Source organism: Flavobacterium sp. GT3R68 (assembly GCF_007109225.1).
Lineage (GTDB): Bacteria > Bacteroidota > Bacteroidia > Flavobacteriales > Flavobacteriaceae > Flavobacterium.
Genome location: NZ_VJZK01000002.1, coordinates 1 through 14,595, shown reverse-complemented (window position 1 = coordinate 14,595; position 14,595 = coordinate 1). Strand labels below are relative to the sequence as shown.

At 39.8% G+C, this 14,595-nt stretch carries 8 protein-coding genes and 1 pseudogene; 3 read left to right on the top strand and 6 right to left on the bottom strand.

Annotation, left to right across the window (positions count from 1 at the left end):
• Positions 1-23 precede the first annotated feature (23 nt).
• Together FNW07_RS04385 and secDF are read left to right on the top strand one after the other, a co-directional pair.
• Entirely contained in the window at positions 24-959 is a 936-nt protein-coding gene (locus tag FNW07_RS04385) for a malate dehydrogenase (protein WP_126743754.1), read from the top strand.
• Between the two features lie 225 nt (positions 960-1,184).
• The gene (secDF, locus tag FNW07_RS04380) at positions 1,185-4,175 is read left to right on the top strand and encodes a protein translocase subunit SecDF (protein WP_126743753.1); all 2,991 of its coding nucleotides are present in this window, start codon (positions 1,185-1,187) and stop codon (positions 4,173-4,175) included.
• 134 nt (positions 4,176-4,309) lie between these two features.
• Here secDF and FNW07_RS04375 read toward each other — a convergent pair whose 3' ends face one another.
• The 6 genes from FNW07_RS04375 to folE all read right to left on the bottom strand — a co-directional run bounded on the left by FNW07_RS04375 (position 4,310) and on the right by folE (position 9,609).
• Complete coding sequence (locus tag FNW07_RS04375) at positions 4,310-4,687, bottom strand: hypothetical protein (protein WP_126743752.1); 378 nt, start codon at positions 4,685-4,687, stop codon at positions 4,310-4,312.
• A 222-nt stretch (positions 4,688-4,909) separates the two neighbouring features.
• Complete coding sequence (locus FNW07_RS04370) at positions 4,910-5,803, bottom strand: DUF808 domain-containing protein (protein WP_126743751.1); 894 nt, start codon at positions 5,801-5,803, stop codon at positions 4,910-4,912.
• Between the two features lie 204 nt (positions 5,804-6,007).
• The gene (lgt, locus tag FNW07_RS04365) at positions 6,008-6,916 is read right to left on the bottom strand and encodes a prolipoprotein diacylglyceryl transferase (protein ID WP_126743750.1); all 909 of its coding nucleotides are present in this window, start codon (positions 6,914-6,916) and stop codon (positions 6,008-6,010) included.
• A 79-nt stretch (positions 6,917-6,995) separates the two neighbouring features.
• A complete protein-coding gene (gene yidD, locus FNW07_RS04360; protein WP_126743838.1) occupies positions 6,996-7,250 on the bottom strand; it encodes a membrane protein insertion efficiency factor YidD in 255 nt (84 codons plus the stop codon).
• Positions 7,251-7,334: 84 nt separating this feature from the next.
• On the bottom strand, positions 7,335-8,810 hold the full coding sequence (gene cysS / locus FNW07_RS04355; protein ID WP_126743749.1) for a cysteine--tRNA ligase: 1,476 nt from the start codon (positions 8,808-8,810) through the stop codon (positions 7,335-7,337).
• Between the two features lie 127 nt (positions 8,811-8,937).
• Positions 8,938-9,609 carry a GTP cyclohydrolase I FolE gene (gene folE / locus FNW07_RS04350; RefSeq protein ID WP_126743748.1) on the bottom strand — a complete coding sequence of 224 codons (672 nt, stop codon included), beginning with the start codon at positions 9,607-9,609 and terminating at the stop codon, positions 8,938-8,940.
• 160 nt (positions 9,610-9,769) lie between these two features.
• Here folE and FNW07_RS04345 point away from each other — a divergent pair.
• Positions 9,770-14,595 (top strand): annotated as a pseudogene (locus FNW07_RS04345) (hypothetical protein); the annotation flags it as partial.

Below are 14,595 nucleotides of genomic sequence, written 5' to 3'. Positions count from 1 at the left end.
CAACCAACAAATAAAATATTAATATGAAAGTTACAATAGTAGGTGCTGGGAATGTAGGTGCCACCTGTGCAGACGCAATTTCATACAGAGGGATTGCAAGTGAAGTGGTATTATTAGATATTAAGGAAGGTTTTGCCGAAGGTAAAGCGATGGATATCATGCAATGCGCTACCAATACTGGATTCAATACCAAAGTTACCGGAATTACGAATGATTATTCTAAAACAGCTAACAGCGATGTGGTTGTAATTACATCTGGAATTCCTAGAAAACCGGGAATGACACGTGAAGAATTAATCGGAATCAATGCCGGGATTGTGAAAACAGTGGTCGAAAATGTATTGGTTCACTCTCCAGATACTATTGTAGTGGTAGTTTCGAATCCTATGGATACGATGACTTACCTGGCTTTAAAGTCAACAGGTTTGCCAAAAAACAGAATTATCGGAATGGGTGGGGCATTAGACAGTTCTCGCTTTAAATTCTACCTTTCAAAAGCATTGGATAAACCATCAAATGATATTTCTGCTATGGTTATCGGAGGACATGGTGATACGACTATGATTCCATTAACGCGTTTGGCTTCTTATAATGGTATTCCGGTTTCGGAATTTCTTTCACAAACGGAATTGGACAAAGTAGCTGCTGATACGATGGTAGGTGGAGCAACATTGACAGGTCTTTTAGGAACTTCAGCATGGTACGCACCCGGTGCTTCTGTGGCTTATTTGGTAGATAGTATTTTGAATGACCAAAAGAAAATGATTGCCTGTTCGGTTATGTTAGATGGTGAATATGGACAAAATGATATTTGCATCGGTGTACCATGTATCATTGGGAAAAATGGTATCGAAGAAATTCTGACTATCGACCTGAATGAGAATGAGAAAGCGTTGTTTGCAAAAAGTGCAGATGCAGTACGCAATATGAATGCTGACCTGAAATCGGTTTTAGCGTAAGCTTTTAAACAATATATAAAGAAGACTGCAAACTTTGCAGTCTTTTTTTTGAGATTAATCAATAAATAAATTGGTTAATCTTTTGGTAAATTATATATTTGCTCGGTTGAAAAAAATGATGATGTCTCAATTTTTTTTTTATTTTTAAGTAAAATGAAGAGCTTGAGATGTTTATTGATGATTTTGACAAAATACAGAAACAAAAATTAATTAATTTTAGTAATAATGCAGAATAGAGGACTTATTAAATTTTTCGCAATTTTATTTGCATTGGTAAGTATTTACCAACTTTCTTTCACTTTCGTTTCTCAAAAAGTAGAAAGTGATGCAAAATCATTTGCAAAGGGAGATTCAAACAAAGAATTAAAATATTTAGATTCCATCGGGAAAGAAAAAGTATTTAATCTTGGATTTACTGACTTTACTTATAATGAAGTAAAAGACAAAAAAATCAATAAAGGTCTTGACTTGGAAGGCGGTATTAACGTACAGCTTCAAATTTCTGTAAAAGATATCGTTAAAGGCTTAGCGAACAACTCTAAAAACCCTGTCTTCAATCAGGCTTTAACTGAAGCTACTAAAAACAGAACAGGAAACCAGGATTATTTAGACGCATTTTTCGACGAATTTGACAAGGCTTCAGCCGGGTCATTGAAATTAGCTTCACCGGATGTTTTCTCTAATAAAATATTAGGGGATGAAGTGAACTTCAAAATGTCTGATAATGAGGTTAAAAAAGTAATCAGAAGAAAAGTTGATGAGTCTATCGGTAGTGCTTTTGAAGTATTAAGAAAACGTATCGATAAATTTGGGGTAACACAACCAAACATCCAAAAAATTGGAGAATCTGGTAGAATCTTAGTGGAACTTCCAGGTGCGAAAGATGTAGATCGTATTAAAAAATTATTACAAAGTACTGCCCAATTGGAATTTTGGGAAACATATAAAATTGACGAAGTTGGTAATTTCTTAATGGCTGCTAACAATGCGTTGAAAGTAACTGAAAAATCAGCTTCTGCTGTAAAAGAAACTGCAAAACCAGTATCGGATTCACTTAGTAACTTATTAACAGATAAATCACAAGACAGTACAGCTGCTGCTTCATCAAAAGATTTAGGTCCATTATTGGAAAAATTCGTCGCTCAGGGTGGCGGACCGGTTTTAGGTGTTGTAGCTCCAAAAGATACAGCAGCAATCAACGGGTATTTAAAAAGACAGGATATCAGAGCATTATTGGCTGCTGATCAGCGTTACGCCAAATTTGTATGGGGTAAACCTTCTGTGACTACAGATGAGAAAACTAAAAAAGAAGTTGAAACAGTTGAACTGTATGCCTTAAAAGGAAACAGAGACAATCAGGCCGCTATGAGCGGTGGGGTTGTAACTGATGCAAAAGATTCATTTGACCAATTAGGGAAACCATCGGTAACGATGCAAATGAGCGGTCAGGGAGCAAAAGCTTGGGAAGAATTAACCGGAAGGGCATTTACTCAAAAAAGCAACATTGCTATCGTTTTGGATGATGTGGTATATTCAGCTCCGGGAGTGTCCAGCGGACCAATTTCTGGTGGAAGATCTGAAATCTCAGGTGTTTTTGATGTAACAGAAACTAAAGATTTAGCAAACGTATTAAGAGCGGGTAAATTACCTGCTTCTGCAGAAATTGTACAATCAGAAGTGGTAGGGCCATCCTTAGGTCAGGAAGCTATTGATAACGGAACTACTTCTGCAATTATTGGATTATTGATCGTATCGCTTTGGATGATGGTGTACTACGGTAAAGCTGGTTTGTATGCAAACATCGCTTTGGCTGTCAACCTTTTATTCTTATTTGGTATTTTAGCAAGCTTAGGTGCTGTATTGACTTTGCCAGGTATTGCCGGTATCGTTTTAACAATGGGAACTGCCGTCGATGCGAATATCATTATCTATGAAAGGGCAAAAGAGGAATTACGCGCCGGAAAAAATATCGATGAAGCCATTAATGCTTCCTTCGGTTGGAAAGGTGCGATGCGTTCTATTGTGGATGCCAACGTAACACACGTTTTGACAGGAGCCGTTTTATTGATTTTTGGTACAGGACCAATCCAAGGTTTTGCTACTACCTTATTAATTGGTATCGTAACATCATTGTTTACTTCTATTTTCATTACCAGAATCTTATTGGACTGGAGTGTTAGCAGAGGAAATAAATTAACTTTCGTAACTAAGTTTTCTAAAAACTTCTTCACGAATTTCCATTATGATTTCTTGGGGGCCAAAAAATGGACGTATGCATTCTCAAGTTTCGTAGTTATTGCAAGTATTATTTCATTATCTACTAACGGACTGAATCAAGGTGTAGATTTCGTTGGAGGAAGAACTTTCCAGGTACGTTTTGAAAAACCGGTTTCTGCCGAAATGGTGAAACATGAATTAGTAAAAGCTTTTGACGGAAGTGCTGAAGTTAAAATCTTTGGTAAAGACAATCAGTTAAAAATTACTACTAAATATAAAGTTGAACAATCAGGATCTGAAGCTGATCTTGAAATAAACAAGATTTTGTTTGCTAACCTGAAGAGACATTTCTCTGCAGATATGACTTATGAGAAATTTGTAAACAGTGCTGATGGCAAGCAATATGGAATTCTTCAAGCTTCAAAAGTAGGGCCAACAGTAGCGGATGATATCAAGACAAACTCGTATTGGGCTGTTATTGGTGCGATGTTAATTGTATGTCTTTACTTATTCATAAGTTTCAGAAAATGGCAATACAGCTTAGGTGCGATTGCAGCGGTAGCGCATGACGTTATCTTTGTATTAGGGATTTACTCTTTGTTATGGAAATACATGCCATTCGGAATGGAAATCGATCAGCACTTTATCGCGGCGATCCTAACCGTAATCGGATACTCTATGAATGATACCGTAATTGTATTTGACAGGGTTCGTGAATACTTGGGTGGTAAAGAAAAAGGAAGTTTTAATCAAATTGTAAATAAATCGATTAACTCTACCATGTCAAGAACCATCAATACATCATTAACGATGATATTAGTATTGTTGATTATGTTCATCTTCGGTGGTGAATCTATCAGAGGATTTATCTTTGCGATGTTAATAGGTATTGTAGTAGGAACTTACTCTTCATTATTTATTGCAACTCCGGTTCTTGTGGATACCATCTCTGATGCAGAACACAAAAGAATTGAAGAAGAGCACAATACTGCAGCATAATTACTGCTAATCATATATAAAAAATGCCCGATGTAAATCGGGCTTTTTTTTTGCCTACAAGCGAACTGGTTAGTTGTTCTAATAAAAAAGACCGTTGACATGATCAACGGTCTTTAGTGATTATATGCAAATTATTAATTGAAATGTTTCATAATAAAACTTGCAAGATTTTCATCGCTCATTTTATTGGAAGTACTTTCGGTTGCTGATGCGTTTTTATATTGTGGGGTTTCCGCCAGAAACTTCATGAACTGCTCTTGGATCTGTCCTGTTCCGGTAATGTGGATTTCATCAATATTTGGCATTTTACTGGCGATTTCCTTGAAGTACTTCTGAGTTAGGCCGATCTCCTGATTGTTGGACGTTTTCTCACTGGAATTACTATCCGGTCCTGCATTATTTACGTGTCCAATAATGATAAATTCGCCATTATCATTATCTTCTTTCCCTACGATGGTCGCATTATGCGAATCCATCCAAACACCAAACTGCTTCTTGTTTTTATCTGACATAATTTTACTTTTCTTAAAGGTAAACCATATGCAAAGTAAACAGTCAGTTTTGGGTTAAGTTTGTGATTGTGCCACCACTGTATTATGGTAAATAATACTAATTGTTTGCATAAAAAAGCCGTAATGAAAAACAACAAATGTGTTGCTCCTAAATAATGGTACGGCATAAAAAAAACACCAGACTTTCGACTTATGTTTCATAGTTTTTAAATATTTATGCAGCTAAGGTGTGCGAATTTTCGTTTGCTTACTTTTTCCAATTATCTTTTTGAACAGGTTTACGATTCCCAAAACAAGTACTCCAATTATAAGTCCGATACAAAATTCTGTAACGATGGAGGGTAATTGGGGGAATACATCATGTAAAAAACGGATATTATGTACAAATATTCCGCCAGCCACTAATATCAGGGCGATAGTACCTATAACCGATAAACTTTTTATGACCTTTGGCAACGCTTGTACCAGAATATTGCCCAAGGTTTTTGTGAAACTACGTTCTTTGGGACTGTGTTGAATCAGTTTTAAACCTACTTCGTCCATTCTGACAATTAGGGCTACAATGCCGTAAACGCCCACGGTTGCTATGGTTGCAATGATGGAAATAACGATAATCTGGGATGAAATGGGTTTTCCGGTAACGGTGCCCAATGCAATAATTACGATCTCTACTGATAAAATAAAATCAGTTACTATTGCTGATTTTATTTTTCCCTTTTCAAAAGTTAAAATTTCTTCTTCGGTCAGCGGTTCCATTGAAATTTTGTTTTGTGGATGCTCATGAGGAAAGAAGTATTCATATATTTTTTCGACACCTTCATAGGCTAAATAAAGTCCTCCAAGTACCAAGATGATTACAACAGCCCCAGGTAAAAATGCGCTTAGCAGAAATGCGATGGGTAATATGATTACTTTATTGATGAAGGAACCTTTTGCAATTGCCCACAATACGGGAAGTTCTCTTGACGAAATAAATCCGGAAGCCTTTTCGGCATTTACGGCTAAATCATCGCCTAAAATACCAGCCGTTTTTTTTGCTGCAACTTTACTCATTACTGCAACATCATCCATAATTGCTGCGATATCATCTAATAGTGCGAAAAAACCTGATGCCATTTTGATTGTTTTAGAAACTGCTTCAATTTTAAAATTGTTACAAATTTATACCAACGAATTTGGATTTTTTATTTATACGAATTTAATCTTTTTTTTACTCAATTTGTAAAACTGATTTTGTAGCGTGAAATCACTGCCCACGAAAAATAAAACCACTCCTTAAAGAAGTGGTTTTATTTTTATAATATAAAGGGTTTCTAAACACTATACCTGAATCATTTTCCTGGCTTTAAAGATGAAAAATAACCCTATAATGATAAAAGGTATGCTTAGCCACTGTCCAGTGGTAAAAAGGCCTAAATTGCTTTCAAAACCACCCTGGCTTTCCTTTACGAACTCCACTACAAATCGAACGCTCCATAACAATACTAAAAATACTCCCAAAAGGTATCCTTTTTTGTTTCTGGCATTGGTTTTCCAATAGAGGTAAAATAAAATGGCAAATACAAAGACATAACAAAGTGCTTCATATAATTGCGCCGGATGTTTGGCTGGGACCATCTGAAGCAAATCAGCATATTGCGGGTTGGTGGCAATCGCATGATAGGCTTCGTTTGGATTGGCTATTTTAGTGGCGTTAACGGCATCACGTGGACTGAAATGATCTCTGATGAACTTTACGCCAAAGGCAGAATCCGTTTGTTTACCTACAATTTCAGAATTAAAGAAGTTCCCTAACCGGACAAATATAGCGCCGCTGGCAACCGGTATAACAACCCGGTCCAATACCCATAACAGCGGTCTTTTCATAACGTTTTTACTAAAAAAGTACATCGCAAGGATGATTCCAATGGCTGCACCGTGACTGGCAAGTCCCTGGAAACCGGTGAATTCAAATTCCGGCGAAAATCGGAACGGCAATAAAATCTCACCCAAATGGTTTCTGAAATATTCCCAATCGTAAAAAAATACATGTCCTAATCGGGCTCCGAGTAAAGTAGCCACAACAGTCCATATAAACAACGAATCTAATTTTTCGATAGGCTCGTTCTCACGTTCAAATATTTTTTTCATGATGTACCAGCCCAATCCAAAGGCCACCACAAACATCAAACTGTAATACCGAACTACAAAAAAACCTAAATCTATACCTTCTGAAGGATTCCAAACCATGATAAGCGGGTGTTATGTTATTAAACAACGATAGGGTAAAAATAGAAAATTTACTACAGAACTGTAGCACAAATTGAAGTTAATGTTTATGACTGCATTTCTTAGCTTCTGCCTCCCTTTCCTTTGGAGAGGGTTGGCGTGAGGTTGGAACAGGGTCATAACCGGTTTTTCCCCAAGGATGACAGCTTAAGATCCGTTTGATGGCGAGAAACCCTCCATAGAACAGTCCATGTTTCTGCAGTGCCTGTATCATATAGGTAGAACAGGTTGGTTCAAACCGACACGCGGAAGGCGTAAAAGGGGAGATGGCTGTCTGGTAAAAACGGACAAGCATTACTAATGGAAATATGGTTATTTGTTTAAAAGTCAAAACGCAAAAGATTTAAATTCTGGTATAACGCAGCTCTTAACAATGAAATCATAGCGAAAAGGAAGTTCCTTCTTTACCATCTTTTAGCTGAATGCCCAAAGTAATCAATTGATCCCGAATCTGGTCCGACATCGCAAAATCTTTATTGGCTCTTGCCTCATTTCGCATGCCGATAAGCATATTAACGACACCTTCCAGTTTTCCGTTTTGGTTCTCATTTTCTTTTTCCAAAAGGCCCAACACATCAAATACAAACGCCTGCATTGTAGCTGTGAAAACTTTTAAATCCGCTGCAGATAGTGTGGCCGAATTGTCTTTTAGTAAATTGATATAACGAACGCCTTCAAACAAATGTGCTATTAAAATCGGACTGTTGAAATCGTCATTCATTGCATCGTAACAGGCTTTTTTCCAGGTCTCAATATCTAAAGTAGAAGCAGCCCCTGCTTCAATTTCAAGTAGCCCTTGCATGGCTTCCATCAAACGGTTATGTCCTTTCTCTGCAGCAACAATCGCATCATCAGAAAAATCAAGGATACTTCTGTAATGGGCCTGCAGCATAAAAAATCGGGTCACGCTCGGCGAGAATGCCTTACTCAATATATCGTTTTCACCGGAAAGGATTTCCCCGGGCAAAATATTATTTCCGGTTGACTTGGCCATTTTCTTGCCATTCAGCGTAAGCATGTTGGCATGCATCCAATAATTTACGGGAGTCTGACCGGTACAAGCTTCATTTTGGGCAATTTCACATTCATGATGTGGGAATTTCAAATCCATCCCACCACCGTGAATATCAAAATGATTGCCTAAATATTTAGTGCTCATAGCCGTACATTCCAAATGCCAGCCTGGAAATCCCTCACTCCAGGGCGAAGGCCAGCGCATAATATGTTGTGGTTCTGCTTTCTTCCAAAGGGCAAAATCCTGTGAATTTCGTTTGTCTGATTGTCCGTCAAGATCACGGGTATTGGCCAGCATGTCTTCAATGTTCCGACCGCTTAATTTCCCGTAATGATTGGTCTCATTAAATTTTACCACATCAAAATAAACCGAACCATTCGCCTCATAACCGATACCGTTGTCGATGATTTTCTTAACAATCTCTATCTGTTCAATGATATGACCGGTCGCAGTTGGCTCGATACTTGGGGATAAAAAATTAAATTCCTTAAGAATGTGATGAAAATCTACCGTATAACGTTGTACAATTTCCATCGGTTCCAACTGTTCAACACGGGCTTTTTTGGCAATTTTATCTTCCCCTTCATCCACATCATCCACAATATGACCCACATCGGTAATGTTTCGCACATAACGCACTTTGTATCCCAAATGTTTCAGGTATCTGAAAATTACGTCAAAAGACATAAATGTCCGCACATTTCCCAAATGCACATTGCTGTAAACCGTAGGGCCGCAAACATACATTCCCACATTTCCTTCATGGATTGGCGTGAAAACTTCTTTTTCTCCCGAAAGAGAATTGTATATTTTTAGGGTTTGGGTTTTGAATAATGGCATAAATAGTATTTTGTTAGTCATTGCGAGGAACGTGGCAATCAGGAGCTGATTCCTGCTATTCGCTATATCCACACTGAAAAAGTGTGGGATACCGCTGCTATCAGGGCTAGCTGGAATTCCTTTTGTTTTAGAACTTGGTGTCTAATTTAATATAATCCAAGAATTCTCTGCGTGTCTGTTCGTTTTTAAATTTACCTCCAAATTCAGAAGTAACGGTGCTGCTTTCAATATCTTTTATTCCCCTTGAATTCACGCACAGATGTTTCGCATCAATTACGCAGGCTACATCTTCGGTACCAAGAGCATTTTGAAGTTCCTGTACGATCTGCATCGTCAATCGTTCCTGAACCTGAGGTCTTTTGGCATAAAATTCTACCAATCGGTTCATTTTAGAAAGACCGATAACTCTACCATTGGAAATATAAGCAACATGCGCTTTACCAATAATAGGAAGTAAATGGTGTTCACAGGTAGAATAAAGAGTGATGTTTTTTTCTACCAGCATTTCTCCATACTTGTAGTTATTGTCGAAAGTAGAAGAACTTGGTTTTTTGGCTGGGTTAAGACCTCCAAAAATTTCTTTGACAAACATCTTGGCAACTCGATTCGGCGTTCCTTTCATACTGTCGTCAGTCAAATCCATTCCAAGAGTATTCAGAATGTTCTCAACGTCTTTCTTGATGCGCTCAATTTTTTGTTCGTCAGAAATATCAAATGCATCATTCCTTACTGGGTTTTTCGCGTTAGTTGCGATATGGTTATCTCCAATTTCGTCTTGAAAATCGTTGCTATTTGTCATTAATTTTGGTGTTATGAATAGGTGTTATGATAGGTGTTGTATTCGTGTTGCAAAGGTAATTAATATTACAATAGGATTATATGCCGGTGTTAAATTTTTAATTTTACGATAAATTTACAGTATATTTATGTAATTTTCCCAGCTTAAATTTACGCCCATAATGAAAAAGATTTACCTACTGTTACTTTTAAGTTTATTTTGTGATAACCTAAATGCTGAAAATCTTATTACCAATGGAGTTTTTAAGCGTGCAGAAATAGGCGTCGGTTTTAACGGACCAGCTGCAGATAAGAGGTTAAGAGCCCCTTTAGTGCTTAATTATGTTCGAACTAATCCTTCGTGTTACAATACAAGTGACGGAAGTTTTGTAATCACAGGATCAGGGGGAACGGCTCCTTATTTATCCTATTCAATTTCAGGAACCAGTTCGGCTACTAATGCGACGGGTATATTTATAAATCTTTCTCCGGGAACTTATAATTTATCAATTACAGATAGTGCGAGTCAAACGGTATCGGTTACGGGTGTAGTTATAGCACAACCTTTGGCACCCACAGGCTTTGTTAGTGGCAATGCGACAGCTTGTTTAAACGGAGCTGCTCCGGTAATAACTTTCACAGGGAATAACGGCACAGCACCTTATACATTTATTTACAACATTAATGGTGGTGCAAACCAAAGTATCACGACCACTTCAGGTAACAGTGTTACTGTAAATGCTCCTACTTCAGTCTTAGGTACATTTACTTATAATTTAATAGGTGTTCAGAGCGGAACTTGTGCAAATGCTGTTTCTATGAGTGCAGAGGTCAAGGTAATTTCGCCTACTGCAACTATGACTGGCGCTGCTTCTGCTTGTTTAAATAGTGGGTCGGCGATGTTAACCTTCACAGGAGCTAATGGTGTTGCACCGTACACTTTTACTTATAATATTAATGGGGGTGCAAGCCAAACTGTAACCACTATTATAGGGAATAGTATAAGTATAAATATAAACACTTCGGCTTTAGGACCTATTACATATAATTTGGTGGGGGTTCAAAGCGCGGGTCTTTTATGTTTCAATAATCCGAATTTAACAAAAACCATTAACGTCATCGCGCTTCCTACGGCCACCATTTCAGGAGCTATCGTTTGTGCTGGATACAGTGCCACGATGACTGTTACCGGTACACCAAATACAACTGTTTCTATTCTGTCATCAAGTGGCGTGGGCACTAATGTAGCTATAGGTGCTTCGGGGGTAGCAACTTTTGCGACGCCGGTAATTCAAACTACGACGACCTTCACATTACAATCAATCAGTAGTGTCCCTACCGGATGTATGGTTAATTTGACCGGCAGCGCGCAGGCAGAGGTAAAGACAAACGGCTGCGCTACAGTTTTAGCGGGGAATGTCAATTTACTCCAACCAGCTAAAATCTGTAATGTTGGAGAATCAAGAGATCTTTCCGCATCATTTCAGGATTTGGGAACGACAACGCAATATACTGTAACCTCTATCCCATATTGTCCCCAGGCTGCATTTATTGACCCTGATCCAACTAATCCTACTCCTCCAAATTGGGTTCCTATTTCTGTAAATACGGACGATGTTTGGTCACCAAATATCACTTTGCCATTTGATTTCTGTTTTTTTGGTGTTAACTATACGAAAGCCAATGTCGGGTCTAACGGGCTGATCACTTTTGCAAATGTTATCCCAAATGGAACTTCAGGGTGGTCATTTAACCAATCCATACCCAATCCGGGCTTTCCATGGAAGAATTCTATTTATGGCGTTTTACAGGACACCAATCCTTTGTTGGGGCCATCTCCCGCTGGAGTATCTATAAATTATGTTCTGTATGGAAATGCACCGTGTCGAAAATTAATAGTAAATTTTTATCGTCTGGGCCAATATAATTGTAATCAAGGCGTGGGTTTACAAAACTATCAAATGGTACTTTATGAAATATCCAATATAATTGAAGTCTATGTGCAAAACAGGACACCTTGTAATCCGTGGCAGGGCGGTGTTGGACTTATCGGTATTCAGAATGCTGCCGGAACCCTGGCGTATGCACCCCCTGGCAGAAATACCGGAAACTGGTCAGCTACTAATGAGGCCTGGCGTTTTACACCGTCGGGACCTTCAGCGGTAACGTTCCAATGGTTGCAAGGAGCTACGCCAATAAGTACGAATACCAATATTACCGTAACTCCGACGGTAACGACAACTTATACTGCTCAAGCTGTTTATAGCAGGTGTGCTGGTGCGCCAGAAGTGATTAAAAAAAATGTTACGGTAGTAGTCGCAAACGACTTAACCAATGCTCCGGTAGATAAAACACAATGTGATGCTACCTTTGATTTGACAACTAATACGGGCATTGTCCTTGGAGGAAGTTTAAATCCTGCGGATTATATAATAAATTATCATTTGTCTTATAGTGAAGCACAAGCTGAGTCAAATCCAATACCAAATCCTACAGCTTTTAATAGCTCAGGACAAACGATTTATATGAGTATCGTAGATATAAATGGTGCGGCATGTACCCGTGTAAAACAATTCAATTTAATACCTTTACCACCTGTAGCTCCACCGGTGGTTAGCGATGTTTCGGTATGTGGCCAATACATTCTTCCCTATCTTCCAACTGGAAGCAGTTATCATTCGGCTACAGGCGGAAATCTGGCAACAATGATACCGGAACTTACAGCAATAACGACTACTCAGCAAATTTTTGTTTTCGTCCAAAGTAATACTACGCCGGTTTGTACAGATGAAGGTAGTTTTTTGGTGACGGTAAATCCATTACCAACGGTATCGGTGAACAGTCCTGTGGTTTGTTCCGGAGCCAGCGCTACGGTAACGGCTACCCCTGGAACCCCTGGAGCCTATTCCTATGCGTGGAATGTACCGGCAGGAGCGACAGCCCCTGGTGATGTAGCAAGTTTCACCACAACAACTGCAGGAAATTATAGTGTTATCATTACCAATACGGCCACAAACTGTATCAGCGCGAGCGCGCCAGGAACAGTGACGATAAGCCCATTACCGACGGTCACGGTGAACAGCCCTGTGGTTTGTGCTGGCGCGAATGCGACAGTAACGGCTACCCCTGGAACCCCTGGAGCCTATTCCTATGCGTGGAATGTACCAACAGGAGCGAGCGCCCCCGGCGATGTGGGGAGTTTCATCACTCAGATTGCCGGAACTTACAGTGTTGTCATCACCAATACCACCAACAATTGTGTCAGCGCGAGTGCGCCAGGAACAGTGACGGTAAACCCATTACCAACGGTCACGGTGAACAGCCCTGTGATTTGTGCAGGAGCCAGTGCGACAGTAACGGCTAACCCTGGAACTGCGGGTACCTATTCCTATGCCTGGAGTGTACCATCAGGAGCTAGCGTCCCTGGCGATGTGGCAAGTTTCACCACAACAACTGCCGGAAATTATAGTGTAATTATCACCAATACGGCCACCGCCTGTATCAGCGATAGCGCATCAGGAACAGTTACGATAAACCCTTTACCAACGGTCACCGTAAACAGCCCTGTGATCTGTGCGGGCACGAGTGCGACAGTAACGGCTACCCCTGGAACTGCGGGTGCCTATTCTTATGCTTGGAGTGTACCTGCAGGAGCGACTGCCCCTGGTGATGTGGCGAGTTTCACTACTCCGGTAGCAGGTATCTACAATGTGATTATTACCAATACGACAACAAACTGTACCAGCGGGAGCGCGCCAGGAAGCGTTACGGTGAACCCACTACCGACAGTAAGTATATCCGCAGTGACGACGACCGTATGTTCAGGCAGCGGTACCAGTATTACTTTCAATGGAACTCCAAATGCAGTTGTTACCTATACTATCAATAATGGATCAAACCTCACAACCACTTTAGATGGATCTGGAAACTCGATAATAGCTACCGGAAACTTAACGCTTCAGACGGTTTATAACTTAGTAAGTGTAGCCACGACCGCGGGAACACTGACCTGTTCTCAAAACCAAAGCGGAAGCGCAACGGTATCGGTTGTGAGCGCCCCAACAATTACAGATCCAACGCCTTTACCGGCTTGTGATGATAATAATGATGGATTTGCCAGTTTTTTATTATCCACTAAAGACAATGAGATTACTGCCGGGCAACCTGGTCTTAGCGTGACGTACCATGAAACCCCTACCAGTGCCCAAATACCCGCAGGTCCTTATCTGAATATCAATCCGAACACCCAAACGATATATGTGCGAGTATTTGACAGTGCGGCCCCACAATGTCCTTCATTCACGCAACTTCAGTTAGTAGTGAATCCAAGCCCAATCCCAAATTCTTTTATCAGTAATTATGAATTATGTGATGCCAGTAATCCTGCAGTTGGAGTAGAGAACTTTGATTTGCCAACCAAGACTGGCGAGATAATAAATGGACAAACGGGAGTATCGGTTACCTATTATACCACACAATCGGATGCGCAAACTGCAACAGGTCCAATTGATACAACAGTGCTTTATCCCAATACAAGTACTCCCCAGCAAATATGGATCAGATTGGAAAACACCACCACAGGATGCTTCTCTGTAAGTTCATTCCTTTTGGTTGTCAATTCATTGCCAACGGTAGTTGCCCCAAGCCCAATGAATGAGTGCAGCAATGGTGCGTCAAACTTAACTGAATTCACTCTGTCCGACAATGACGGGTCGATCTCGGCAGGTGCACCAAATGTTATAGTGCGCTATTATGAGACTTTAGCGGAAGCGCAAAATGGCGTGAACCCTCTATCCATTCCATATACCAATACCAGTAATCCGCAAACAGTATATGTAAGGGTAGAGAATAGCACCACAGGATGTTATGATACTACTTCATTGGTGTTGAACGTAACCCAGGGCCCAACCGCTGTAATACCTAGGCCACTGGAAGTTTGTGATCCGAACAGCGATGGTTTCTCTGTATTCGATCTGGAGAGTGCGAGCAATCAAATTGCAGGAGGTTC

Coding starts and splice junctions, on each gene's coding strand:
- FNW07_RS04375 (WP_126743752.1), bottom strand. CDS start 4,687: ATGTCAGATAAAAACAAGAAGCAGTTTGGTGTTTGGATGGATTCGCAT.
- folE (WP_126743748.1), bottom strand. CDS start 9,609: ATGACAAATAGCAACGATTTTCAAGACGAAATTGGAGATAACCATATC.
- lgt (WP_126743750.1), bottom strand. CDS start 6,916: ATGGTTTGGAATCCTTCAGAAGGTATAGATTTAGGTTTTTTTGTAGTT.
- yidD (WP_126743838.1), bottom strand. CDS start 7,250: ATGCTTGTCCGTTTTTACCAGACAGCCATCTCCCCTTTTACGCCTTCC.
- secDF (WP_126743753.1), top strand. CDS start 1,185: ATGCAGAATAGAGGACTTATTAAATTTTTCGCAATTTTATTTGCATTG.
- FNW07_RS04385 (WP_126743754.1), top strand. CDS start 24: ATGAAAGTTACAATAGTAGGTGCTGGGAATGTAGGTGCCACCTGTGCA.
- cysS (WP_126743749.1), bottom strand. CDS start 8,810: ATGCCATTATTCAAAACCCAAACCCTAAAAATATACAATTCTCTTTCG.
- FNW07_RS04370 (WP_126743751.1), bottom strand. CDS start 5,803: ATGGCATCAGGTTTTTTCGCACTATTAGATGATATCGCAGCAATTATG.